The organism is Sphingomonas sp. C3-2 (genome assembly GCF_033025475.1).
Classification (GTDB): Bacteria; Pseudomonadota; Alphaproteobacteria; order Sphingomonadales; family Sphingomonadaceae; genus Sphingobium_A.
Map to the genome: position 1 here is coordinate 694495 of NZ_CP130322.1, position 24596 is coordinate 719090.

At 64.9% G+C, this 24596-nt stretch carries 27 protein-coding genes; 18 read left to right on the forward strand and 9 right to left on the reverse strand.

Going from position 1 to position 24596, the window contains the following annotated elements:
- Positions 1-54: 54 nt before the first annotated feature.
- From rpmH to QYC26_RS03350, 6 genes are all read left to right on the forward strand, one after another.
- On the forward strand, positions 55-189 hold the full coding sequence (gene rpmH, locus QYC26_RS03325; RefSeq protein WP_119763803.1) for a 50S ribosomal protein L34: 135 nt from the start codon (positions 55-57) through the stop codon (positions 187-189).
- The gene (gene rnpA / locus QYC26_RS03330; protein ID WP_317514987.1) at positions 189-512 is read left to right on the forward strand and encodes a ribonuclease P protein component; all 324 of its coding nucleotides are present in this window, start codon (positions 189-191) and stop codon (positions 510-512) included. Before rpmH ends, rnpA begins: the two co-directional genes overlap by 1 nt.
- Positions 509-721, forward strand: coding sequence for a membrane protein insertion efficiency factor YidD (yidD, locus tag QYC26_RS03335; protein ID WP_317513981.1), 213 nt, complete (start codon positions 509-511; stop codon positions 719-721). The genes rnpA and yidD overlap by 4 nt, the downstream gene beginning before the upstream one ends.
- Before the next feature lie 52 nt (positions 722-773).
- Positions 774-2483 (forward strand): membrane protein insertase YidC, encoded by a 1710-nt coding sequence (yidC, locus tag QYC26_RS03340; RefSeq protein ID WP_317514988.1) that lies wholly within the window; start codon positions 774-776, stop codon positions 2481-2483.
- Between the two features lie 23 nt (positions 2484-2506).
- A complete protein-coding gene (gene yihA, locus QYC26_RS03345) occupies positions 2507-3124 on the forward strand; it encodes a ribosome biogenesis GTP-binding protein YihA/YsxC (protein ID WP_317514989.1) in 618 nt (205 codons plus the stop codon).
- Positions 3125-3244: 120 nt separating this feature from the next.
- Positions 3245-3922: a glutathione S-transferase family protein gene (locus QYC26_RS03350; protein WP_317513982.1), complete on the forward strand. Its 678-nt coding sequence runs from the start codon at positions 3245-3247 to the stop codon at positions 3920-3922.
- Between the two features lie 48 nt (positions 3923-3970).
- On the opposite strand, the gene QYC26_RS03355 is transcribed toward QYC26_RS03350, so the two are convergent.
- On the reverse strand, positions 3971-4678 hold the full coding sequence (locus tag QYC26_RS03355; protein WP_317513983.1) for a response regulator transcription factor: 708 nt from the start codon (positions 4676-4678) through the stop codon (positions 3971-3973).
- 132 nt (positions 4679-4810) lie between these two features.
- Positions 4811-5260 (reverse strand): cupin domain-containing protein, encoded by a 450-nt coding sequence (locus QYC26_RS03360; RefSeq protein WP_317513984.1) that lies wholly within the window; start codon positions 5258-5260, stop codon positions 4811-4813.
- A 155-nt stretch (positions 5261-5415) separates the two neighbouring features.
- On the opposite strand from QYC26_RS03360, the gene dapE reads away from it, so the two are divergent.
- Both dapE and QYC26_RS03370 read left to right on the forward strand, forming a co-directional pair.
- Complete coding sequence (dapE, locus tag QYC26_RS03365; RefSeq protein WP_317513985.1) at positions 5416-6552, forward strand: succinyl-diaminopimelate desuccinylase; 1137 nt, start codon at positions 5416-5418, stop codon at positions 6550-6552.
- Positions 6553-6679: 127 nt separating this feature from the next.
- On the forward strand, positions 6680-6880 hold the full coding sequence (locus QYC26_RS03370; protein ID WP_317513986.1) for a hypothetical protein: 201 nt from the start codon (positions 6680-6682) through the stop codon (positions 6878-6880).
- An 81-nt stretch (positions 6881-6961) separates the two neighbouring features.
- Here QYC26_RS03370 and QYC26_RS03375 read toward each other — a convergent pair whose 3' ends face one another.
- The 3 genes from QYC26_RS03375 to QYC26_RS03385 are packed head-to-tail and all read right to left on the reverse strand — an operon-like array spanning position 6962 to position 9382.
- Positions 6962-7522, reverse strand: coding sequence for a Smr/MutS family protein (locus QYC26_RS03375; protein WP_317513987.1), 561 nt, complete (start codon positions 7520-7522; stop codon positions 6962-6964).
- The gene (locus QYC26_RS03380) at positions 7497-8726 is read right to left on the reverse strand and encodes a murein transglycosylase A (RefSeq protein WP_317513988.1); all 1230 of its coding nucleotides are present in this window, start codon (positions 8724-8726) and stop codon (positions 7497-7499) included. Before QYC26_RS03380 ends, QYC26_RS03375 begins: the two co-directional genes overlap by 26 nt.
- A 2-nt stretch (positions 8727-8728) precedes the next feature.
- Positions 8729-9382 (reverse strand): Tim44/TimA family putative adaptor protein, encoded by a 654-nt coding sequence (locus tag QYC26_RS03385; RefSeq protein WP_317513989.1) that lies wholly within the window; start codon positions 9380-9382, stop codon positions 8729-8731.
- 203 nt (positions 9383-9585) lie between these two features.
- On the opposite strand from QYC26_RS03385, the gene secB reads away from it, so the two are divergent.
- From secB to QYC26_RS03405, 4 genes are all read left to right on the forward strand, one after another.
- A complete protein-coding gene (secB, locus tag QYC26_RS03390; RefSeq protein WP_317513990.1) occupies positions 9586-10092 on the forward strand; it encodes a protein-export chaperone SecB in 507 nt (168 codons plus the stop codon).
- Positions 10093-10127: 35 nt separating this feature from the next.
- A complete protein-coding gene (gene murJ / locus QYC26_RS03395; RefSeq protein WP_317513991.1) occupies positions 10128-11684 on the forward strand; it encodes a murein biosynthesis integral membrane protein MurJ in 1557 nt (518 codons plus the stop codon).
- Positions 11684-12694, forward strand: a complete 1011-nt coding sequence (trpS, locus tag QYC26_RS03400; protein WP_317513992.1) for a tryptophan--tRNA ligase — start codon at positions 11684-11686, stop codon at positions 12692-12694. The genes murJ and trpS overlap by 1 nt, the downstream gene beginning before the upstream one ends.
- Before the next feature lie 83 nt (positions 12695-12777).
- On the forward strand, positions 12778-13431 hold the full coding sequence (locus QYC26_RS03405; protein WP_317513993.1) for a DUF4136 domain-containing protein: 654 nt from the start codon (positions 12778-12780) through the stop codon (positions 13429-13431).
- Between the two features lie 96 nt (positions 13432-13527).
- On the opposite strand, the gene dnaA is transcribed toward QYC26_RS03405, so the two are convergent.
- From dnaA to mutM, 3 genes are all read right to left on the reverse strand, one after another.
- Positions 13528-14937, reverse strand: coding sequence for a chromosomal replication initiator protein DnaA (gene dnaA, locus QYC26_RS03410; RefSeq protein ID WP_317513994.1), 1410 nt, complete (start codon positions 14935-14937; stop codon positions 13528-13530).
- A gap of 416 nt (positions 14938-15353) precedes the next feature.
- Positions 15354-15617: a 30S ribosomal protein S20 gene (gene rpsT / locus QYC26_RS03415; protein ID WP_317513995.1), complete on the reverse strand. Its 264-nt coding sequence runs from the start codon at positions 15615-15617 to the stop codon at positions 15354-15356.
- A gap of 96 nt (positions 15618-15713) precedes the next feature.
- Positions 15714-16529 (reverse strand): bifunctional DNA-formamidopyrimidine glycosylase/DNA-(apurinic or apyrimidinic site) lyase, encoded by an 816-nt coding sequence (gene mutM / locus QYC26_RS03420; protein WP_317513996.1) that lies wholly within the window; start codon positions 16527-16529, stop codon positions 15714-15716.
- A 147-nt stretch (positions 16530-16676) separates the two neighbouring features.
- On the opposite strand from mutM, the gene QYC26_RS03425 reads away from it, so the two are divergent.
- The 6 genes from QYC26_RS03425 to QYC26_RS03450 all read left to right on the forward strand — a co-directional run bounded on the left by QYC26_RS03425 (position 16677) and on the right by QYC26_RS03450 (position 21805).
- On the forward strand, positions 16677-17408 hold the full coding sequence (locus tag QYC26_RS03425) for a class I SAM-dependent methyltransferase (protein ID WP_317513997.1): 732 nt from the start codon (positions 16677-16679) through the stop codon (positions 17406-17408).
- The gene (ubiB, locus tag QYC26_RS03430; RefSeq protein ID WP_317513998.1) at positions 17405-18937 is read left to right on the forward strand and encodes a 2-polyprenylphenol 6-hydroxylase; all 1533 of its coding nucleotides are present in this window, start codon (positions 17405-17407) and stop codon (positions 18935-18937) included. Before QYC26_RS03425 ends, ubiB begins: the two co-directional genes overlap by 4 nt.
- Positions 18938-18941: 4 nt before the next feature.
- The gene (gene coaBC, locus QYC26_RS03435; RefSeq protein WP_317513999.1) at positions 18942-20159 is read left to right on the forward strand and encodes a bifunctional phosphopantothenoylcysteine decarboxylase/phosphopantothenate--cysteine ligase CoaBC; all 1218 of its coding nucleotides are present in this window, start codon (positions 18942-18944) and stop codon (positions 20157-20159) included.
- A gap of 69 nt (positions 20160-20228) precedes the next feature.
- Entirely contained in the window at positions 20229-20678 is a 450-nt protein-coding gene (gene dut / locus QYC26_RS03440; RefSeq protein ID WP_317514000.1) for a dUTP diphosphatase, read from the forward strand.
- A gap of 9 nt (positions 20679-20687) precedes the next feature.
- Positions 20688-21443, forward strand: a complete 756-nt coding sequence (locus tag QYC26_RS03445) for a HesA/MoeB/ThiF family protein (protein ID WP_317514001.1) — start codon at positions 20688-20690, stop codon at positions 21441-21443.
- Positions 21443-21805 (forward strand): DsrE family protein, encoded by a 363-nt coding sequence (locus QYC26_RS03450; protein WP_317514002.1) that lies wholly within the window; start codon positions 21443-21445, stop codon positions 21803-21805. The genes QYC26_RS03445 and QYC26_RS03450 overlap by 1 nt, the downstream gene beginning before the upstream one ends.
- A gap of 124 nt (positions 21806-21929) precedes the next feature.
- Here the strand turns inward: QYC26_RS03450 and topA are convergent, their stop codons facing one another.
- Positions 21930-24578, reverse strand: a complete 2649-nt coding sequence (gene topA / locus QYC26_RS03455; RefSeq protein ID WP_317514003.1) for a type I DNA topoisomerase — start codon at positions 24576-24578, stop codon at positions 21930-21932.
- Positions 24579-24596 lie beyond the last annotated feature (18 nt).

The following is a 24596-nucleotide window of genomic DNA, read 5'->3' on the forward strand; positions in this document are numbered from 1 at the left end:
CCGGTCGCCCGCGTTGGCGGCCATTTTCTGTTTTGACGTTTGAGGTAATGAGCGATGAAGCGCACCTTCCAGCCGAGCAATCTCGTTCGCGCACGCCGTCACGGCTTCCGTGCACGCATGGCCACCCCCGGTGGTCGCAATGTGATCCGTGCCCGCCGTGCACGCGGCCGCAAGGTGCTTTCGGCCTGATCACCCTTAGCCGCCGGGCCGACTTTCTGGCGGCAAACGGCGGCAAGCGCGTGCCGATGCCGGGATTCGTCCTGCTCATTCGGCCGCGCGAGGATGGCGAATCGATGATTCGCATCGGCTATACCGTGACGAAAAAGATAGGCGGCGCTGTTGTCCGGAACCGGATGAAGCGCCGTTTTCGTGCGCTTGCTCGCGAAATTCTGCCCGAACAGGGCATTGCGGGCGCCGATCATGTGTTGATCGGTCGCGCAGGCGGAATCGAACGCGATTTCGACGTCCTGCGCCGCGATCTTGCAAAGGCACTGGCAAAGGCAAGGCGGTGATCGCCCGTTTGCTCATCCTGATCGCCCGTTTGTGGCAGATCGGCCCTTCCGCCATATTGCCGCCAAGCTGCCGCTTCGCGCCGAGCTGTTCGGCCTATGCAATCACCGCCATCAGCCGCTATGGCGCCTTGAAGGGCTCCTGGCTTGCCGCCAGGCGCATCGCCCGTTGCCACCCATGGGGCGGCTCCGGCTACGACCCTGTACCTTGACCTGGAATCTGTATCATGACCGGGACTGAATCGATGATTTGGGGGAATGACGTTGGATAATAATCGCAACATGATCCTGGCGATCGTGCTGTCTGCGCTCGTATTGTTCGGATGGAGCTTCGCCTCCGAGCGCTGGTTTCCAACCGCAAACCCGCCCGCGACTCAGGTGGTCGACGGCAAGCAGGTTCCGGTTGCCAATCCTGAAACGGGCAGCCCGCTGCCCAACACGCCCGCCATCATGCGCGACCGCGCCGTTGTGCTGGGCGAAAGCGCGCGCGTCGCGATCGACACCCCCGAACTGAAGGGGTCGATCAACCTCAAGGGCGCGCGGATCGACGATCTCACCCTCACCGCCTATAACGAAACCATCGCGAAAAATTCGCCGCCGGTGCGCCTGCTGTCGCCCGCTGGCGCCAAGCACAGCTATTTCGCGGGCTTCGGCTGGGCCGGTCAGGGCACAGCGCTCCCCAATGCGGACACCGTCTGGACGCCCAGCGCCGCGACGCTTACGCCCGCCGCCCCCGTCACGCTCAGCTGGGACAATGGCCAGGGCCTGCGCTTCGAAATCGAGGTCGCGGTCGACAAGGACTATATGTTCACGGTCAAGCAGAAGGTGTCGAACACCGGCCAGGGCGCCGTCGCCACCCAGGCTTATGGCTATGTCAGCCGCGACGGCGTTTCCGCCGATCCCGACAGCTGGACCATCCACACCGGCCCGATCGGCGTGTTCAACGCCAAGGCGAACTACAGCATCAACTTCAAGGACGTGGACGAAGCCGGCAATAACGGCGTCCAGAACGCGTCCAAGGGCGGCTGGCTCGGCTTCACCGACAAATATTGGCTGACCGCGCTCGTCCCCGATCAGAACGCCAACATGACCGGCACCTTCCGCGTCGGTACCGACAAGAATTATCAGGCAGACTTCACCAACGAAGCCGCCATTGTCGCACCCGGCAAGGCCGTCACCACCACCAGCCGTTTCTTCGCCGGCGCCAAGGAAGTCGGCGTGCTCAACAAGCACCAGGAAGCCGGCGTTCCGCTGTTCAGCTATTCGATCGACTGGGGCTGGTTCTGGTTCTTCGAAAAGCCGTTCTTCGGCCTGCTCGACTGGCTGTTCAAGCTGTTCGGCAATTTCGGCGTCGCGATCATCTGCCTCACGCTCATCATCCGCGTGCTGATGTTCCCGATCGCGCAGAAGCAGTTCAAGTCGATGGCCGGCATGCGCGTCATCCAGCCCAAGATGAAGGCGCTGCAGGAACGCTACAAGGACGACAAGCAGAAGCTGCAGCAGGAAATGCTGGCGCTCTATCAGAAGGAAAAGATCAACCCGCTGGCAGGCTGCCTTCCGATCCTGCTGCAGATCCCGATCTTCTACGCGCTCTACAAGGTGCTGATGCTGACGATCGAAATGCGTCACCAGCCCTTCGTGCTGTGGATCAAGGATCTGTCCGCGCCCGATCCGCTGACCCCGGTCAACCTGTTCGGCCTGCTTGATTTCACGCCGCCCAGCTTCCTTGCGCTCGGCGTGCTCCCGATCCTGCTCGGCATCTCGATGTACCTGCAGTTCAAGCTCAACCCGGCACCCGCCGATCCGATCCAGCAACAGGTGTTCGGCATCATGCCCTGGGTGTTCATGTTCATCATGGCGCCGTTCGCGGCGGGTCTGCAGCTTTACTGGCTGACCAACAACATCCTTTCGATCGCCCAGCAAAAGTGGCTCTACAGCCGCCATCCGGCGATGCAGGAGGCTGCGTCCAAGTGAGCACCGAAGAACGCACTCCGGAAATGATCGAGGCCGCGCGAAAGGTTTTCGCCGGCCCGGTCACCTTCCTGAAATCGGCCCCTGCCCTCAAGTTCCTGCCCGATATGGACGCGCCCGAAGTCGCGTTTGCCGGGCGGTCCAATGTCGGCAAGTCGTCGCTGCTCAACGCGCTCACCAACCGCAACAGCCTGGCGCGCACCTCGAACACGCCGGGCCGCACGCAGGAACTCAACTTCTTCGACATCGGCGATCCGCTCATTTTCCGGCTCGTCGACATGCCCGGCTATGGCTTTGCCAAGGCGCCGAAGGATCTGGTCAAGCAGTGGCGGTTCCTCGTGAACGACTTTCTGCGCGGCCGCACCACGCTGAAGCGCACGCTGGTGCTGATCGACAGCCGCCACGGCATCAAGGATGTCGATCGCGACATCATGAAGATGCTCGACGACGCCGCCGTCAGCTACCGCCTCGTCCTCACCAAGGCGGACAAGATAAAGCCCACCGAGCTGGCCACCACGATCGAAAAGACCGCGGCCGAGGCCCGCACGCGCCCCGCCGCGCACCCCGAGATCATCGCCACGTCGAGCGAAACCGGCTTCGGCATGGCCGAACTGCGCTCGGCCGTCCTCGAATCCCTCACCTGATCCTCAGGCAACAGGGGCTTGCCCTTTCCCGGCTTTCCCGCAAAAGCGGAAAAAAGCCGGGATAAGGGCGGACACTTCTCCGCACCCCGGCCGTTAACCGGCAAAGCGTCAAGGGGTGCGATGATCAAGCTCTTCATCGGAAACAAGGCCTATTCCAGCTGGTCGCTGCGCGGCTGGCTCGCGGTCCGCCAATCGGGCCTTGCGTTCGAGGAAAACGTCGTCCCGCTTTACGATCAGGATTGGGACAAGCGCCGCGAGGGGGACGAGTTCGCGCCCTCCTCGGGCAAGGTGCCGATCCTGTGGGATGACGAGATCGTCGTGTGGGACAGCCTCGCGATCGTCGAATATCTCGCCGAAAAGACCGATCCCCGCCTCTTCTGGCCCGAAGACCCCGCCGCACGCGCGATGGCGCGGTCGATGAGCGCCGAAATGCATTCGAGCTTCGCCGCGCTCCGGCGCGAGCACAGCATGAACATCCGCCAGATCTACGAACCCGTCCCGCCGTCCGACGCGGTGATGCAGGATATCGTCCGGATCATGCAGCTCTGGGCAGAGGCGCGCGCGCGCTTTGGCGGCACGGGCGATTTCCTGTTCGGCCAGTTCGGCGCGGCGGACATCATGTTCGCGCCCGTCGTCACGCGCTTCATCACCTATCAGCTTCCCGTCGCGCGCTTCGCCCAGCCCTATATGCAGGCGATCATCGACCATCCCTTCATGCAGGACTGGATCGCCGGCGCGCAGGAGGAGGAATGGGTGATCGAGCGTTTCGAGCAACTGCCCCCGCCCAAGGGGGCCTGAGGACCGCACCGGTCCGATACGGGCGGCCAGTTGGCCGCCCTTTTTCGTTCAGGCCGCCTTGGCCACCGGTTTCAGCACCGCGCGCAGGCGATAGCCCATGCCGTGCACCGTCAGCAGATATTTGGGCGTCTTGGGATCGGTTTCGATCTTCTCCCGCACCTTGTGGATCAGGACGCGCAGATGGCGCTGGGCGGCGGCATCGGCCTTGTCCCACAGCGCGTTCAGTATCTCGTCGGCCTCCACCGCCCGGTCCCCGCCCTTGGCGAGGATGGTGAGCAGCCGGTGTTCGTTCGCCGAGAAATAGACCAGTTCGCCGCCCACGATCGCGCACGGCTTTTCGGGGTCCAGGTCGATCATCTCGCTGCTGCCCTCGGGGCCGGGCGCCACCGGCGCGCCGGTGCGGCGCAGCGCCGCGCGGATACGCGCCAGCAATTCGCCGGGCAGGAAGGGCTTGGGCACGAAATCATCGGCGCCGCGGTCGAGCGCGGCGATCCGGTCCTTTTCGGAATCGAAGCCCGAGACGACGAGGATCGGCACCGGCGAATGCGCCCGCATGCGCGAGAGCAGCGCTTCCCCGTCCTGATCGGGCAACCCCATGTCGAGCAGCACGGCGTCGAACCCACCGCCTTCGAACAGGGCCAGCGCTTCACGGCCGGTCTGCGCGGTCGTGCTTACGAAACCGCCAAATTCCAGTGTCGCCTCAAGCACATGCTGCAAGGCGGGATCGTCTTCGACGATGAGGACACGGGTATTCATAAAAAATATGATTCCTGAAGGGATTAATCTTTATATCACATTCAAACCAAAAATACGCATCCCCGTTGGGAATCCTCCCAATGGAAATGACCATTTTCCGAAACGCACTCGTCACGAAAAAGTCGCACCCTTTCAGAATTCTGTCCCGTTTTTTCGCCGTTGCCGTCCGGTTCGCGCGTCAAGGTGCATGTCGATATCGGGGTAATGGCAGTCGCTCGCGGACGGTCGGCCGACCGCCACGAACACGCAATCGCATTCGCTTTCGTTAACAATCACATGGCCATTGCCGTCCATCTTGGGAAAGGCGGCCACATCGCCCGCGCGCAGCATATGCCGCCCGAAATCGTCGATCAGCACCGCCTCCCCCAAAAGCATGACCACCAATTCGTCCTCGCCCTCATGCCAATGGCGCTGCGCAGACCACGCCCCCGGCTTCAACGTGACATGGCTCGCCCCGAAATCCGTAAGCCCCGTCACCGGCGCCAGCCGCCGATACCAGCGCCCCTCAACCACCCCCGCATATTCGGGCGGATAGCCCGTGGCATTGGTCTGCGGGATCGCATCGAGATCGATCTTGGGCACGGCACCTCTCCTGCTCCGGGGGCGCCCAGGCTACGCCCTTTTCGTAAGCGCGTTAATCGGGCACCACGGCACGCGAAGCCGCGCTCGGCTCGGCCTGCGTGTACGCCTGTGTGTTTGCGCTAGGCAAAGCGGGCAGCCCAAGCTAGTCGGCGGGCATGACCGCCAGCATCGATCCCGTCGCCCTCGCCGCGCAGCTCATTGCCTGCCACAGCGTCACCCCCGCCACGGGAAGCTCGTTCGACATATTGGAAGCCGCGCTGCACCAGGCCGGTTTCTCCACCCACCGCTTCATCGCGGGTGAGGCGCCCGACGGGCCGGTCGAAAATCTCTTCGCCATCCGCGGCACCGGCGCGCCGCATTTCGCCTATGCCGGGCATCTCGATGTCGTGCCGCCGGGCGAAGGCTGGAGCAGCGATCCCTTCACCCCCGAAATCCGCGGCGACATGCTCTATGGGCGCGGCGCGGTCGACATGAAGGGCTCGATCGCCGCATTCGTCGCCGCCGCCGCGCGCAAGCCGCAGCATGACGGCACGGTGAGCCTGATCATCACCGGCGATGAGGAAGGCTCCGCCGTCTACGGCACCGTCGCGCTCATGGACTGGATGGCCGAAAACGGCCACCGCCCCGATATGTGCCTCGTCGGCGAGCCCACCTCGGTCAACCGGCTTGGCGACATGATGAAGATCGGCCGGCGGGGTTCGGTCAATATGTGGATCGAGGTCGCGGGCACGCAGGGCCATGTCGCCTATCCGCATCTGGCCGATAATCCCATTCCCGCGCTGGTGCGCATCCTGTCGCGGATCGAGGCGATCACGCTCGATACCGGCAATGACTGGTTCCAGCCCTCGAATATCGAGATCACCGATATCCATGTCGGCAATCCCGCCACCAACGTCATCCCCGCCAGCGCCAAGGCGCGGATCAGCATCCGCTTCAACGACGAGCATAACGGCGCGGCGCTGATCGCGCGGATCGAGGCGATCTGCACCGAGGAATCGGCGCGGGCCGCGCTGGTCGGCAAGATTTCGGGCGAGGCGTTCCTGACCGCGCCGGGTCCTCTCTCAAGCCTCGTCTCCGACGCGATCGTCGCCGTCACCGGCGTCACCCCCGAACTGTCGACCACGGGCGGCACCTCGGATGCGCGCTTCCTGTCGCGGCTGTGCCCGGTCGTCGAATTCGGCCTGCCCAACGCGACGATGCACAAGCTCGACGAAGCCGCCTCGGTCGAGGATATTCGCGCCCTTGCCGATATCTTCGAAAAGGTGATCGACGCGGCCCTCACCCCCGCCTGATCGGCGCTCGGGGGGAACGGCCGGAACCCGGATACGGCAATGACCGACCATCGACGGCTCTCACCAAAACCTGACTGTCCGGGCTCGCCGACATTGCGGACTTTCAGCATCACGATAAGGTGAGCGGATGCAGCGCCGCATCACCAATCTCACGCTCAAAATCGGCTTGCCCGTGCTGACCGGACAGTTTTTATTTGACTGGTTGAGCAGCGACTTATGGTCGGCAACGGATCATCTTCCCGAGCGAGCCATCCTTATTTTTGCTGTGTTGCTATTATGGGCAGTGTTCCGGGAACGCCGCGACCGCAAGAACCAGACCTTTTGCTAACCTGACTTTCCGGACGTCCCGCCCCTTCATGCTTTCGCCTAAAACCGGACGGTCACAAGTTCCGAAACCCCTCCACGCCGCCTAGCTCCGATCCCGCCGGAAGATGATATACAGCGCGCCCGAGCCGCCGTGGCGCGGGTGCGCGCCGCGTACCGCCGCGATCTGCGCGGCGAAGCGCGATGCCCCCAGCCAGTCGCCCACCGCCGCGCGGATCGCGCCGCGCCGGTTGCCGCCATCGCCCCGCTCGCGCGGCGGCTTGCCGGTGATCAGCAGCACGACGCGCGCACCGCTGCGCACCGCGCGGTCAAGGCTGGCGTCGAGCAGGCGGTAAGCGGAATCGAGCGTATGGCCGTGCAGGTCGACCGCGAAATCGGGCATCACATTGCCGCGCGTCAGCCTTTTGTCCCATCCGCCATCGAGCGTCTCGCCGATCGACGGGCGCGGTGCCGGGGGCGCCATTTGCGGTTGCGGTGCCGGCGGCACGCGCCCTTTCACCCGGCGCAGCGGCTGGCCCGCCGCTGGCTCGGGCGCGGGCGGGCGCGCATCCTCGATCGCGGGTGGGCGATGAACGAGCGGGGTTACCGATGCGATCACGCGCTCCCAGAGCGCGCGTTCCTCAGCGTTTAGCTGCCGGGCCGCCATCGGCACTGCCCCCGGCCTGTGGCCCCTGTTTCAACCGCGCCAGCACGCCGCGCGGCAACAGCACCAGCGCCTTGCCCTTGGCGGTCATGCTGCCCGCAATTTGGCTGGCCTCGGCGCCGGCACCCCAGAATGTATCGAAGCGATTGGCGCCCTTGATCGCGCCGCCGGTATCCTGCGCCACCCACAGCCCGTTCGCCTCGGCCCGGTCCATGGTCAGGAACACCGGCGCGCCCAGCGGCACAAAGGCGGGGTCCGCCGCCACGCTCGCCCGCGGGGTCACCGCCACGCCCAGCGCGCCCAGCGGGCCCGCCCCGGTCAGTTCGCGGAAAAAGACATAGCTCTTGTTCTCGCGCATCAGCGCGACGCCCTTTTCAGGGTTGGCGCGCAGCCAGGCGACGATCTCGGCCATCCCCGCCTTGCCCGCTTCCAGCTCGCCGCGTTCGCGAAGGAGCTTGCCGATCGCGGTGTAATCACGGCCATTTTGCGCATCATAACCGATCCGCATCACGCCGCCGCCGGGCAGCTTCAGCCGCCCCGATCCCTGGATCTGCAAGAAGAAGAAGTCGATTGCATCGGCCGCCCAGCCAATCTCCAGCCCCTGCCCCGAAAGCGCGCCCGTCTCGATCGCGGTGCGATCATGATAGGGCACCAGCGCGCCCTGCTCCACACGGCCGCGCACGCGGCGCCCCTTCAGCTTGTCGCTGAACGTGCCAAGATCAACCTCAACCAGATCCTGCGGCCGCTTGTAGACGGGCACGGCATAGTCCGCCGACGGCGTCCGCGCACCGGCAATCTCGGGCTCGTAATAGCCCGTGGCAAAGCCCGCACCGTCGCCAATCACGGCGCTCTCGAAATGGTCGCGGAAAAACGCGGTCGCACCGTTTGCGGGCATGCTGGCCGCGGCTGCGCATGCGGGTTGCCAGTCGGCCCCGGTGGTCAGGCCCGATCGGTCGGTGCGCTTCAACAGCACGGGGCAGCTCAGGCGAAACGCCTCCAGCGCGCGCGCCGCGCCCGGTTCGGAAATCGCCAGCCCCCCGATATCGGGGCCAGCAACAAAGCCCGCGGCCAGCGCATTGGCGGGCGCTACGGGCTTGTCCTGCGGCTTTTCAGCAGTCGGGGTTTGGGGCCGGGTTGTTGCCACCTGCGCTGCGCAGGCCGAAAGAACCAGCGCCCCCAGCGCCGGCCACGCCATGCGCAGCATCATGTTCAGGCAGCCTCGTCGGTTTCTACCAGCAGCCAGTTGGGATCGTCGGAACGGACATGGCGGCTGAACGTCCAGACATCGTGCGTCGGCACGGCATCGGTCAGCGAGCCGGCAATCACATTGCCCTCGGTGTCGCGGGTAACCGCGGCGATATCCGCGTCGAAACGCACGGTCACGCGCGCCATCTGGCCGTCGAGCTGCGCTTCGGAAATCACCGCGCGCTCGATGCTGACCAGACGGTTGTCGAGCACTTCGCCCGCGTCGCGGCGATCGGCGATCGCTTCGGAAAAGGCGGTGCGCACTTCGTCGCCCGCCAGCTCGGCCAGCTGCGCCTCGTCGCCCTGCCAATAGGCTTCAAGCACCATGCGGTACGCGGCCTTCGCGCCTTCGACGAAGCGTGCGGGCTCAAAGCTCGCATCGGCCGCCGCAATCGCCTTTACCCCGCGCTCGGCGGTCGGGCCCACAATGGGGTCGGCTTCCAGCTTTGCTTCGGGGGCGATGTCGGCCATCTGGCCACCAATCGGTGCGGCACCCACGCGTTCCTCGGCGGTGCGCGGCATGGGCTGCTGCTCATGACCTGTGCGCTTGCCGAGCACTGCATAGAGCCGCAGGGCAAGAAACACCGTAATCAGCGCAAGGACAACAACCGTAACCACGAGACCTCCGTCAGAGCAGCAGAACCCAACATAGGCGCTCCGCCCCCTAGTTTCAAATGGCGCCATAGCTGCGCTTCCATATAAAAGCGAGCGAAACCGCGCAGCCGCGCATTGCTCTCGATCTTTCCGGCTGCTACTCGCCCCGCACGCTGCGCGTATTGCGCGGCATCGGATCACCCCAATAACGACCAAGGCAGGAAAAGATGTCCGAAGAAGAAGGCGTAGCTGGCGCACCGCTCGCAAATGGCGAGGATTCGCTTCCCCAGGTTGGTATCATTTCGCAATATGTTAAGGATCTGTCGTTCGAAAATCCGAACGCGCCGGCCGTGTACCAGTGGCAGGGCCAGCCCCAGATCGACGTCCAGTTCAACATCGGTTCGAACAAGGTCGGCGACGATGTCTATGAAGTCGTCCTGAAGATCGACGTGCGCGCCACCTCGGCCGACAAGGTCGCCTTCCAGGTCGAGCTCGCTTATGGTGGTCTTTTCGGCCTGCGCAACGTGCCCGAAGACCAGCTTCAGCCCTTCATGCTCGCCGAAGCGCCGCGCATCATCTTCCCCTTCGCCCGCCGCGTCCTTGCCGATGCCGTGCGCGATGGCGGCTTCCCGCCGCTGATGCTCGAACCCATCGATTTCGCCGCGCTTTATGTCGGCCAGCTGCAGCAGCAGGAACAGGCGCTGCAGAACGCGGACGTGGCCGGCCAGGCCTGATCCCGGATCGAAACTGAGGCAAAGAGGCCGAACGCGTGAACCTCATCAAGTCCATGGGCACGATCGGCGGCCTGACGATGGTCAGCCGCGTTTTCGGCTTTGCGCGCGAAATGCTGATGTCGCGCATCATGGGGGCTTCGGGGGCGGCAGACGCCTTCCTCGTCGCGTTCCGCCTCCCCAACACCTTTCGCCGTCTGTTCGGCGAAGGCGCCTTTTCCGCCGGGTTCGTGCCGCTGTTCAGCCAGCGTTTTCACGGCCCCGGCGGAATGGCCGAAGCCAAGCGCTTCTCCGAAGAGGTTCTCGCCTTCTTCATCCCGACGCTGCTGCTCTTCACGCTGCTGTTCGAAGTGGCGATGCCGCTGTTCGTCTGGGCCATCGCGTCCGGCTATGCCGATGAGCCCGAAAAATTCGCGCTCACCGTGTTCCTCAGCCGGATCACCTTTCCCTATCTCCTGCTGATCAGCCTGGTGTCCTTCTTCTCGGGCATCATGAATTCGTTGACCAAGTTCGCCGCGGCCGCCTTTGCGCCTGCGCTGCTGAACGTCGCGATGCTGATCGCGCTCCTCATCGTCCCCACGGGCGGCGTGGCCAGCGCCACCGCGCTCGCCGTCGGCGTCACCGCGGGCGGCGTGCTCCAGCTGGTCTTGCTCTGGCACACCGCGCGGCGCGAGGGGGTTTCGCTGAAACTGCGCCGTCCGCGCATGACGCCGGGGGTGAAACAGTTCTTCATCGTCGTCATCCCGGCGACGCTGGGTGCGGGCGTCTATCAGATCAGCCAGCTGATCGACACCTTCTTCGCCACGCGCCTGCCCGAAGGCTCGATGTCGTATCTCAACTATTCGGATCGCCTCAACCAGCTGCCGCTCTCGGTGATCGGCACCGCGCTCGGCACCGCGATCCTGCCGCATATCAGCCGCTTCATCGCCAAGGGCGAACCCGAAGAGGCCGCGCGCGTCCAGGCGCAGGCGGTCGATCTCTCGATGCTGCTGTGCCTCCCCGCCGCGCTCGCGCTGGCGGTGGTCGCCGGCCCGCTCGTCTCGGCGATGTTCCAGGGCGGCCGCTTCACCGCAGAGGATGCGCTGATCACCGGCCATGTCCTCGCGATCGTCGCCTCGGGCCTGCCCGCCTATGTGCTGGTCAAGGTCATCACCCCGGGCTTTTATGCGCGGGAGGACACCAAGACGCCGGTCAAGACCGCCGGGATCGTGCTCCTCGCCAATATCGTGCTCAATTTCGCGCTGATCCCGCTCTTCGGCATTTACGGCCTCGCCGCCGTGATCAGCTTCTGCTCGTGGCTCAACGCCGCGATGCTCTATGTCATCCTCAACCGCCGCGGTCATTTCCGCATCGAAGCGTGGCTCTGGGGCCGTATCGCGCGCCAGTTCGTCGCAGCGCTCGCCATGGCCGGCGCGCTCTTCGTCGTGCGTGAGATGCTCGCCGGCTGGTTCGACGGTTCGGTCGTCGAACGTCTCGCCGGCGTGGTCGCGCTGGTCGGCGTCGGCGGCGCGGTTTATTTCATCGTTGCGTTCCTTGTCGGTGGCATGGATCGCAACGCCATTCTCGTCCTCATGCGAAAGAAAAAGGCAGTCTGATGCGCGTCCTCTCCGGAATCCAGACCACGGGTAATCTCCACCTCGGCAATTATCTGGGCGCGATCAAGAATTGGGTGAAGATGCAGGATGAGGCCGAATGCCTCTATTTCCTTGCCGATCTTCACGCGATCACCGTCCATAACGACCCCGCCGAGCTGCGCCGCAACACGCGCGAAATGGCCGCCGCGCTGATCGCCGCGGGCATCGATCCCGAACGCTCGACCCTGTTCAATCAGGCGCAGGTTCCTGCGCATGCCGAGCTTGCCTGGTTGCTCAACGGCACCGCGCGGATCGGCTGGATGAACCGCATGACGCAGTTCAAGGAAAAATCGGGCAAGAACCGCGAAGCCGCCAGCGTCGGCCTTTACGTCTATCCCGTGCTGATGGCAGCCGACATCCTGCTCTATCAGGCCACCCACGTCCCCGTGGGCGACGATCAGCGCCAGCATCTCGAACTGACGCGTGACATCGCGGTCAAGTTCAACGCCGATTTCGGGCGCGAGGTGTTCACCATGCCCCAGCCCTATTTCGGCGCCACCGCCACGCGCGTCATGTCGCTGCGCGATGGCAGCGCCAAGATGTCCAAGTCCGATCCGTCGGACATGAGCCGGATCAACCTCTCCGACGACAGCGATTCCGTCGCGCAGAAGGTCCGCAAAGCCAAGACCGATCCCGAGCCCCTGCCCGATACCGTCGAGGCGCTCGAGGCGCGGCCCGAGGCCCGCAACCTCGTCAACATCTATGCCAGCCTCTCCGATCAGACGCTCGAACAGGTGCTCGGCCAATATGCGGGCCAGGGCTTCGGCCAGTTCAAGCCTGCGCTCGCCGATCTGCTCGTCGAAACGCTGCGCCCGATCACGGCCCGCTTCAACGAGCTGCGCGGCGAAGGCGCCGAACTCGATGCGATCCTGCAGCGCGGCGCCGAAAAGGCACGCGCCCTTGCACAACCGACACTCGACGCGGCATATCAGGCACTTGGCCTGGTCCACGCGACCAGCCGTGCAACCTGATCGACAGGCCGTGCGTTCAACGCCTATTCAGCCATAATCGGCTAAGGAATGGACGTATCGGTCTGAAAGGCAAGGATTTGGATATGACCACCCGTCGCAATTTCCTCGCGCTGGCGGCTCCCGCAGCGCTTCTCATATTGGGCGGGTGCGCCACGGGCTTCAAGGCCGATGTCGCGCGCTTTCAGGCAATGCCTGCCCCCGCCGGGCAAAGCTTCACCGTAAAGCCTGAGGATCCGAAGCTCGACGGCAGCCTCGAATTTGCGCGCTACGCCTCGCTCGTCAGCGACAACCTCGTCGAACAGGGCTATCAGCCCGCCCCCGCGCCCGACAGCGCCACGCTCGTCGTGAAGCTCGATTACGGCGTCGACAAGGGCCGCGAAAAGATCCGCAGCTCGCCCTCCACCTATGGGCCGGGCTGGTATGGTGATCCCTTCTATTGGGGCCCGTATCGCCGCTGGGGCCGCCATGGTTATATCCACGGCTTCTACGATCCCTTCATGTTCGGCGGCGGCTATAACGACGTCCAGAGCTATACCGTCTATACCGGCGGCCTCAGCATGATCATCGAACGCAAGGCCGACGGCCAGCGCGTGTTCGAAGGCAAGGCCGAAGCGATCTCGAGCAGCAACAAGCTCACCTATCTCGTCCCGAACCTGATCGAGGCGATGTTCACCAACTTCCCCGGCAATTCGGGCGAAACGGTGAAGATCACGGTGCCGCCGCCAGCCAAGGACTGAGCCGGCACAGCCGCTTTTCAGCCAACAAAAAAGCCCCGGTTTCCCGGGGCTTTTTTTTATCTTTCCTGCGACCGGAAAGGCCGATGCTCTGGCGTGTCAGCCTTCGAGCATCCGGAGCAATGTGCGCACGTCATTGTCGATCTCGGTATCGGCTGCGCGCAGCTTCTCGATCTGGCGGACGGCGTGAATGACGGTGGTGTGGTCGCGCCCGCCAAACTTGCGGCCGATTTCGGGCAGCGAGCGCGGCGTGAGCCGCTTGGCAAGGTACATGGCAATCTGGCGCGGACGCGCAATTGCCCGCGAACGGCGCGCCGACAGCAGGTCGTTGTGGCGCACGTCGAAATGGGTGCAGACGCGGCGCTGGATATCGTCGATCGTCACGCGCCGCTGGCTGGCCTGCAACACCTCGGCCAGCACTTCCTGGACGAAGGGCAGCTCGATCGCGCGCGCGTTGAGCATCGAATAGGCGATGACGCGGTTCAGCGCGCCTTCCAGCTCGCGGATATTGGTGGTGATCTTCTGCGCAAGGAACTGGACGACATCCTCGGGGATCTCGGCGCTCGACGCCGCCACGCGGCGCTGCAGGATCTCAAGGCGCAGCGCATGGTCGGCGGGCTTGATATCGGCCACCAGGCCCATCGCCAGACGCGACAGGATACGCCCCTCGACGCCGTCCAGCGCCTGTGGGCTGCGATCCGCACCAATGACGAGGCGACGGCCGCTGGCCATGATCTCGTTCACGGTGTGGAGGAATTCCTCCTGCGTCGATCCCTTGCCGGCAATGAACTGCACGTCGTCGATCATCAGCAGGTCAGCCGAGCGCAGACGCGTCTTGAAGCCCAGCGTGTCGCGCGCGCGCATGGCGGAGACGAACTCGACCATGAACTTCTCGGCCGACATATAGACGACATTGGCCTTGGGGTGGCGCGCCTTGAAGGCATGGCCAATCGCATGCATCAGGTGGGTCTTGCCCTGCCCGGTGCCGCCATGGATGAACAGCGGGTTGAAGGTGACATCGCCTTCCGAAAGCGTCCGCGCGGCCCGGCATGCGAGCGCGTTGGATTCGCCGATGACGAAATTCTCGAAGGTGAAGCGCGGGTCGAGCGTGCTCGCCTCGGTCGCTGCAACGCTGTCCTCGATCGCGGGCGCAATGTCGGCGTCGGCATCCGACCGCGCTTCCATCTCGGCCGAATAGACGGCGGGCGAATCCGAATCGGCGGCAACGATCTCGACGGCGCGCACTTCGGGCGCGTGCGTGCGCCACGCAAGCGCCAGGCGCTCGGCAAAGTGCGATTCGACCCAGCGCGCCATGAACGGCGACGGCAGCACCATTTCCACGGTGCGGTCTTCGGCGCGGTAGCGGCCGAGCATGATCGGCTTCAGCCAGTGGTCGAAGGTACGGGCGCCGCAATCCCGCCGAAGCCCGGCGCGCACGGCGGACCAGGCGTCAACCAGCGCGTTCGCCACGCCGTCGCTCTCACCGCCTTGCATTTCGGGTTCCGCCATCAGGTACACGCCTTGTTCCTTGCCCCCAGAGTGCGCTTTTGCGCGTTTCCAACACACAACACGGCCCTGCAGCCGAAACACTGGATTTCAGCTGAAAAACTCTTTGATTACCGCTGCCCCCCGCGAACGATTCGGCTCATCGGGGACCTGTTTTCTAGGAAGGGAACCGGCTCCCGATCAAGGGCGGGACTGACAAATAAATGAAATAAACCGGCTTGACTCCGGAAACGCTGGACTTGCCGCCAAATCCAGGAAAACCGCCATTTTTCAGCATGTTCCGAATCATTCTGCACATTGATGTAAATTGCGAATCGCGGGATTTCCTAGACCGCCGATCGTCATCGTTCGGACACGAAAAAATACCCGCCGTTCCGCTTGGAACGACGGGTATTCATTTTGTTCTCGAAACGGTCGAATCAGCCGAGGGCTGCAACCCGCTTCGTGAGGCGCGAGAACTTGCGCGCCGCAGTGTTCTTGTGAAGCACACCCTTGGCAACGCCACGGGCCAGTTCGGGCTGCACGCCGGCCAGAGCCGTGACTGCCTCGTCCTTGTTGCCCGATGCCAGCGCGCTCTCGACCTTCTTCACGAAGGTGCGGATGCGGCCGACGCGGTTGCCGTTAATTTCGGCGCGACGGGTGTTCCGCCGGATGCGCTTCTTTGCCTGCGGCGTATTCGCCATTCGTCCTGCCTCATTTATACGAAAAGAGAAGGCGCGGATTCGCCCGCACCCGGAAAGCCGCCCCAATAGCGTTCGATCGAAAGACCGTCAACGCCCTTAACGCTGGCACTTCCTGCAATAAAAGGTCGATCGGCCGGAGTCGACCCTGCGCAGCACCGGGCCGCCGCAACCGGGGCAATTTTCGCCCTCGCGCCCGTAAACGCGCCATTGTTTGAAAAAATAGCCCAGCTCACCATCGGGCCGGGCATAGTCTCTGAGCGTCGATCCCCCCGCCGCGATCGCCGCGTCCAGCACCTCGCGGATCGCTACCACAAGCGAATCGAGTCGCTTGCGGCTGATCGTTCCGGCCGCCCGCGTCGGCGAAATCCCCGCCATGTGCAGCGCCTCGCACACATAGATATTGCCGAGCCCCGCGACGATCTTCTGATCGAGCAGCATCGCCTTTACCGGCGCCTGCCGCCCTGCAAAGGCGCGGTGGAGATGCGCGCCGCCAAACGCCGCGCCCAGCGGCTCAGGGCCCATCGCGGCAAAGGGCGCGAACTGCGCCACCGCCGCGGTCTCCATCAGGTCGAGCGATCCGAATCGCCGCGGGTCGTTGAGCGCGAGCATCCGTCCACTCGCCGTCTCGATCACCAGATGGTCATGCGTGCCGATATCCTCGGGGTCGATCCGCCAGCGGCCGGACATGCCAAGGTGAAACACCAGCGTGTCCCCCCGGTCGGTGTCGATCAGTCCATATTTAGCGCGTCTCGACAGCCCGATCACGCGCGCGCCGGTCAGCCGCTGGCGCAGGTCGACGGGGATCGGGCGCCTCAGATCGGCGCGGCGTGGCTCCACGCGCACCAGCTGCTCGTCCTGCAGAACCGTGGCCAGGCCGCGCACGGTGGTTTCGACTTCGGGTAACTCGGGCATGGGAAACAGCTAGAGCGATTTCGGGCCGGGTGGAACCACCCCGCGTCCCCGAAATCACGCCATGACGCATCCGGGACGGGTTTTCGCATCGAAATCAGTCGAGTCAGCGTTTGCTCCCGCACCCGGCGTTGGTTAGAGGAGTGCGCCATGAGCGAGACCGTATCCTTCGGCTATGAAGACATCGATGCGAACGAGAAGACCGGCCGGGTCCGGCAGGTATTCTCGAGCGTGGCCCGCAATTATGACGTGATGAACGATGCCATGTCGGGGGGCATGCACCGGCTGTGGAAGGATCGTTTCGTCCGCCGTGTAAAGCCCCGGCCCGGCGAGATGATTCTCGACATGGCGGGCGGCACCGGCGACATCGCGTTCCGCATGCACCGTCACGGCGCGCAGATCACGGTGTCCGACATCAATCCCGAAATGCTCGGCGTCGGCATGGAACGCGCGGCCAAGCGCGGGCTTGAGGGCCTGGTCTGGTCCGAACAAAATGCCGAAACGCTCAGCTTCGATGGCAATCGCTTCGATGCGTACACGATCGCCTTCGGCATCCGGAACGTCACCCATATCCAGCAGGCGCTGGGCGAGGCGCACCGTGTGCTGAAGCGCGGCGGCCGCTTCTTCTGCCTCGAATTTTCGACGACGCTCTGGCCCGGCTTTTCGGACGTCTACGACGCCTATTCGCACAAGCTCGTCCCCAAGCTCGGCAAGCTCCTCGCCAAGGATGAGGAAAGCTATCGTTATCTGATCGAATCGATCCGCCGCTTTCCCGACATGCCCACCTTCGAGGGGATGATCAAAAAGGCCGGTTTCGTGCAAACCAAGGTCGAGCCGCTTCTGGGCGGGCTCGTCGCCATTCATAGCGGCTGGAAGATTTGACCCAACCGATCGTACACACTTGGCGGCTGCTCAAATGGGGCCGCACGCTCGCTCGCCACGGCGCGCTCAAGGGGATCGAGCATGATCCGCTAACCCCGCCGCGCGTCCGCCGGCTGGTCAAGCTCGCCCGCTTTGGCGCGCGCGTGCCCGAGCATCCGCAATATTCCGAAGCCTTCCAGGCGCTCGGCCCCGCCGCGATCAAGCTCGGCCAGTCGCTCGCCACCCGCCCCGATCTCGTTGGCGAGGTCGCGGTGCAGGATCTGCTCAGGCTGCAGGACGCGCTTCCCCCCGCCCCGTTCGAACAGATCCGGGCGAGCATCGAGGAATCGCTCGGCAAGCCGCTCGAAGAGGTTTTCACCTCGATCGAGGAAACCCCCGTGGGCGCCGCCTCGATCGCGCAGGTCCACAAGGCCGTCACCACCGATGGCCGTACCGTCGCGGTCAAGGTGCTGCGCCCGGGCGTCGAGGAAGACTTCGCCGCCGCGATCGAGACCTATGAATGGGCCGCCGCCCAGGCAGAGGCGATCGGCGGCGAGCTGAAGCGGCTGCGCCCCCGGCTCGTCATCGAAACCTTCCGCCAATGGACGATGCGCGAGCTCGATCTGCGGCGCGAGGCGGCCTCCGCCTCCGAACTCGCCGAGGCGATGGAGGCCGAGCCCGGCTATCATATTCCCGAGATCGACTGGCAGCGCACCGCGCGCCGGGTGATGACGCTCGAATGGCTCGAAGGCATCAAGCTGTCGCGCCGCGACGATCTGATCGCCGCAGGCCATGATCCCAAGGAACTGGCCGCGCGCCTCGTCCGCGCCTTTCTGCGGCAGGCGATCTCCGAGGGTTTTTTCCACGCCGATCTGCATCAGGGCAATCTCTTCGTCCTGCCCAATGGCGATATCGCCGCGATCGATTTCGGCATCATGGGCCGGATCAACCGCCAGGCGCGCGTCTGGCTGGCCGAGATCCTCTATGGCCTCCTCACCGGCAATTATCGCCGCGTGGCCGAGATCCATTTCGAGGCGGGCTATGTCCCCTCGCACCACAGCGTCGATGAATTCACCACCGCGCTGCGCGCCGTGGGCGAACCCATTCGCGGCCTGTCGGTAAAGGACGTCTCGATCGGCCAGATGCTCGACGGGCTGTTCGGCATCACCCGCGATTTCGACATGCAGACCCAGCCGCACCTGCTGCTCCTGCAAAAGACGATGGTGATGGTCGAGGGCGTCGCGCATTCGCTCGATCCCGATATCAATATGTGGGAAACTTCCGGTCCCTTCGTTCAGGACTGGATGCGCACCGAGCTTGGCCCGGAATCGGCGATTGCAGACCGGCTGATCCGCGATTTCCGTACGCTGCGCGATCTGCCCGATCTCGTTCGCCGCATCTCCGCGCATTTCCCGGCGCCGGGCGCAGCCCCGCCCGCGCCGCCGCTCAAGGAAATTCAGGTGGTCCGCATCGGCGGGGGCTGGCGTTATGCGGCAATTGCCGCCGCGTCCGCGCTGGCGGGGGCCGCGGCCATGTTCGTCCTGGGGTAAGCTTATGTCCGGCAAGCGCATTCTTCTGATCGTGGGCGGCGGGATCGCGGCCTATAAGGCGTGCGAACTCATTCGCCTCATCCGCAAGGCGGGGATGGCGGTACGCTGCGTCCTCACCGATGGCGGCTCGCAGTTCATCACGCCGATGACGCTCGCCGCGCTTTCCGAGCAGCCGGTGCACACCAGCCTCTGGGATCTGAAGAACGAAGCCGAAATGGGGCATATCCGCCTCAGCCGCGAGGCTGATCTGGTCGTGGTCTGCCCGGCCACCGCCGATCTCATGGCCAAGATGGCGAACGGCATTTCGGATAGCCTGGCCACCACGCTGCTGCTCGCCACCGACAAGCCGGTGATGGCCGTCCCCGCGATGAACGTGCGCATGTGGCAGCACGCCGCCACCCAGCGCAACGTCCAGCGCCTGCGCGATGACGGGGTGATCGTTCTCGATCCCGATCAGGGCGCCATGGCCTGCGGCGAATATGGCCCCGGCCGCCTGCCCGAACCCGAAGCGATCATGCGCGCCATCCTCGCGCAGTTCGACGGCGGCCATGCCGCTGCCGCCCCGCGCGCCGATCTCCCGCTTGCCGGGCGTCATGTCCTCGTCACCGCCGGGCCGACGCACGAACCGATCGATCCGGTGCGCTACATCGCCAACCGCTCCTCGGGCAAACAGGGCTATGCGATTGCCGGCGCGCTCGCCATGCTCGGCGCACGCGTCACGCTCGTCTCGGGGCCGGTCACGCTCTCCACCCCGGTCGGGGTCACCCGCGTCGATGTCGAAAGCGCGCGTGAAATGGCGGCTGCGGTCGATGCCGCCCTTCCCGCCGACGCCGCGGTCATGGTCGCCGCCGTCGCCGATTGGCGCACCGACAGCGCCGCCGCCACCAAGATCAAGAAAACCGGGGACGGCGTTCCGCCCACCCTCAGCCTTGCCGAGAACCCTGATATTCTCGCCACGCTCTGCCGGTCGGACAAGCGCCCCGGCCTCGTCATCGGCTTTGCCGCCGAAACCAACGACGTGATCGCCCATGCCGAGGCGAAGCGCCTGCGCAAGGGCCCCGACTGGATCATCGCCAACGATGTGTCGGGCGATGTCATGGGCGGTGATCGCAACAGCGTCCATATCGTCACCGCAGCGGGTGTCGAAAGCTGGGACGATCAGCCCAAGGACGTCGTCGCGATGAAGATCGCCGAACGGATCGCCGCCGCGCTCGCATCCTGATCGCGCTTAGCGCCCTTGGGGGATCGGGCGCGGGGCGCTATGTAGCGCTACGATTCTCGAAAGGCGAAAATGACCATCTCCATTTCCATGAAGCGCCTCCCCCATGGTGAGGGGCTGCCGCTTCCCAGCTACGCCACCGAACATGCCGCCGGCCTCGATGTCGTCTCGGCCGAAGACGTCACGCTCGCCCCCGGCCAGCGCCACCCGGTCGAAACCGGCTTCGCCATCGCGATTCCCGATGGCTATGAAGTGCAGGTCCGCCCCCGTTCGGGCCTCGCGCTCAAGCACGGCATCACGCTGCCCAATTCGCCCGGCACGATCGACGCCGATTATCGCGGCGAACTCAAGGTGCTGCTCGTCAATCTCGGCAACGAAACCTTCGAGATCCGGCGCGGCGATCGCATCGCCCAGCTCATCCCCGCCAAGGTCCAGCGCGCAGTGTTCGCCGAGGTCGAGGAACTGGGTGACACCGTTCGCGGCGATCGCGGCTTCGGCTCCACCGGCGTCGCAGCGCTCTAAGGCCCGGTCATGACGCTCAGCGACGATCAGCTTGATCGCTATGCCCGCCATATCATCCTGAAAGAGATTGGCGGGCGGGGCCAGATGAAGCTGCTCGGCGCGCATGTCGCGGTCATCGGTGCGGGCGGGATCGGCTCGCCCGCGATCCAGTATCTCGCCGCCGCCGGCATCGGGCAGTTGACGGTAATCGACGACGATGTCGTCGCGCTGTCCAACCTTCAGCGGCAGACGATCTTTGCCACCGCCGATATCGGCCGCCCGAAAGCAAATGTCGCGGCGGAGGCGGTCGCCCGCCTCACGCCCGATACGCAGGTAACGGCCACCGCGCGGCGGATTGATGCCGAAAACGCGCCCGAACTGCTCGCGGGCGTCGATGTCGTGCTCGACGGCTGCGACAATTTCGGCACGCGCCTCGCGGTTGCCGACGCCTGTCTTGCACTGCGCATCCCGCTCGTCTCCGCCGCGGTCGGCCAGTTCGAGGGCCAGCTCGCCACCTATCGCGGCTGGGAAGCGGACAAGCCCTGCTATCGTTGTTTTGTTGGAAACGATCCCGACCGCCCCGATATCAGCTGCGCCGATCAGGGCGTGCTCGGCGCGCTCACCGGCGTCATGGGCAGCCTCGCCGCGCTTGAGGTCGTCCGCGCCGTCACCGGTCTGGGGGAGGACAGCGCGGGCAAGCTCCTTCTCGCCGATCTCCTCCGCCTTTCCTTCCGCACGCTAAAGCTGCCCAAGGATCCCGGCTGCCCCGCCTGCGGGGCCGCCTGATGCGCGGCCTCACCCTCCTCATCGCCACCGCCGATGCCGATCGCTTCCACGCCGCGCTTTCGGTCGGGCTGGCCAGCGCCGCCACCGGCGCGCGCACGCGGGTCTATCTCCACGGCGATGCCGTTGCGCTCGCCGCCCCGCCGCACCACGCACCTGGCGATGCCCGCTACGCCACCGCCGGCCTTCCCACGCTCGCCCAGCTTCTGGACGAAGCCCGCGCGCTCGATATGCAACTGATCTTTTGCCAATCGGGCCTTGCGCTCGCCGGGCTCGAAGCCGATGCGCTCGCCCCCGATTTCGAGGCGGGCGGGCTTGTCGGCCTCATGGCCGGGCTCGGCGAGGATCGCCTGCTCGCCTTCTGAGGCTATTCACCAAAGGCGACACTGGACACGACCGCACGTCGCCCATGTCGCGTAAAGCACCCATGAAAAACGCCCGGCCTCCTCTGCGGAAACCGGGCGTTTTTTTCGTGCACTGCGTGCGCGATCAGCCTTCGGCGTCGGCTGCCTTTTTCTTGGCAGGGGCCTTCTTGGCCGCAGGTTTCTTGGCTGCAGGCTTTTTCGCCGCGGGCTTCTCGCCCTCGGCCTCGCCATCCGCCTTTTTGGCCGCAGCTTTCTTGGCCGGCGCCTTTTTCGCGGGCGCTTTCTTGGCGGGTGCCTTTTTCTTGCCCTTGGCCGGGCCCTTCGCCGCCTTGTCGTCGATCAGCTGCACCGCCTGTTCGAGCGTCAGCGCATCCTTGTCCATCGTCTTGGGCAGCGTCGCGTTGGTCGTGCCGTCGGTGACATAGGGGCCAAAGCGCCCTTCCATCAGCTTGATCTCGCCCTCGGTCTGCGGGTGCTTGCCGAACACCTTCAAGGGCTCGCGCGATCCGCGTGCCCCGCGCCCGCCGCCGGCGGCCGCCTCGGCCAGCTTGACGACGGCGGCGTTCATGCCGGTCTCGAACACGTCCATGGTCGATTGCAGCCGCGCATATTTGCCGTCATGCGCCAGATAGGGGCCGAACCGCCCGATCGACGCCGTGATCGGCTTGCCGCTTTCGGGATGGTCGCCGATCGTGCGCGGCAGCGACAAGAGCTTGAGCGCCCAGTCGAGGTTAAAATCCTCGCGCGGCACGTCCTTGGGGATCGACGAACGCTTGGCGTCCTTGCCGTCGCCCATCTGGACATAGGGTCCAAAGCGGCCCGAACGCTGGGTCACCTTCTCGCCCGTCACCGGATCCTCGCCCAGTTCAACCGGGCCGGTATCCTCGCCCGCCTCGCCGCCGCCCGGCTGGGCAAAGCGCCGCGTGAACTTGCACTCGGGATAGTTCGAACAGGCGACGAACGCACCGAACCGCCCGCCGCGCAGCGCCAGCCGGCCTTCGCCGCACGCCGGGCACATGCGCGGATCGCTGCCATCGCCCTTGTCGGGGAACAGATAGGGCTCAAGGAACTGGTCGAGCTCGGCGGTAATGTCCGACGGCTTCTGCTCCATCACCTGCGCGGTCTTGGGCTTGAAGTCGCGCCAGAACGCTTCGAGCACCGCCTGCCACTGCGCCCGCCCGCCCGAAATCTCGTCCAGCTCGTCCTCGAGCCCGGCGGTGAAGTCATACGAGACATAGCGTTCGAAAAAGCGTTCGAGGAACGCCGTCACCAGCCGCCCGCTCTCCTCGGCGAAGAAACGGTTCTTCTCGATGCGCACATAGGCGCGGTCCTTCAGCGTCTGCAGGATCGAGGCATAGGTCGACGGACGACCGATCCCCAGTTCCTCCATCCGCTTGACTAGGCTCGCTTCCGAAAAGCGCGGCGGCGGCTGGGTGAAATGCTGCTCGGCATGAACTGCCTTCTTGGCCGGCGCATCGCCCTCGTTCATGCGCGGCAGGCGGCGGCTGTCCTCGTCTTCCTGGTCGTCGCGGCCTTCCTCATAGAGCGCGAGGAAACCGGGGAAGAGCACCACCTGCCCCGTCGCGCGCAGCGCGGTCTGGCCGGTGCCATCGGTCAGCTCGACGACGGTGCGCTCCAGCCGGGCGGATGCCATCTGGCTCGCCAGCGCGCGCTTCCAGATCAGGTCATACAACCGCGCATGATCGCCGCTTCCCACCCGGTCCTTCGAAAAATCGGTCGGGCGGATCGCTTCGTGCGCTTCCTGCGCGTTCTTCGCCTTGGTCTGATACTGGCGCGGCTTGTCGGGTACATAGCCGCCGTCATAACGGTCGGCGATGGCCTTGCGCGCGGCGGAAATGGCGCTGCCGTCCATCTGCACGCCGTCGGTACGCATATAGGTGATCGCCCCGTCCTCATAGAGGTTCTGGGCCACCCGCATCGTATGGCTCGCCGAAAAACCGAGCTTGCGCGCGGCTTCCTGCTGCAGGGTAGAGGTCGTGAACGGCGCGGGCGGATTGCGGCTGAGCGGCTTGGTCTCGACCGAAGCGACGCTGAAGCGCCCGGCCTCGACCGCGGCCTTGGCCTTTTCGGCATCGCCCTGATTGCCCAGCGACAGCTTCTCGACCTTCTCGCCGTTCAGCTTGACGAGGCGCGCCAGGAACCCCTGCCCGTCCTGCTCCATATCGGCATAGACCGACCAATATTCCTGCGGCTTGAACGCCTCGATCTCGCGCTCGCGGTCAACGACAAGGCGCAGCGCCACCGACTGGACTCGCCCGGCCGATTTCGCGCCGGGCAGCTTGCGCCACAGCACGGGGGACAGCGTGAAGCCGACAAGATAGTCGAGCGCGCGGCGCGCGCGGTACGCATCGATCAGATCCTCGTCCAGCGCGCGCGGCGCCTTCATCGCATCGGTAACCGCCGCCTTGGTGATCGCGTTGAAGGTCACGCGCTCCACATCCTTGGGCAGCACCTTCTTGGCGCGCAGCACCTCCTGCACGTGCCACGAAATCGCCTCACCTTCGCGATCAGGGTCAGTCGCGAGGATCAGTCGGTCGGCCTTCTTCGCCTCATCGGCGATGGCTTTCAGTTGCTTGCCCTTGTCGGCATAATTTTCCCACTCCATGGCAAAGCCCTGGTCGGGGTCCACCGACCCGTCCTTGGGCGGCAGGTCGCGGATATGGCCGTAAGACGCGAGAACGCGAAAATCGCTACCAAGATATTTTTCGATGGTCTTCGCCTTGGCGGGCGATTCGACGATGACAAGCTGCATGGAAACTCGTTCTGGTCC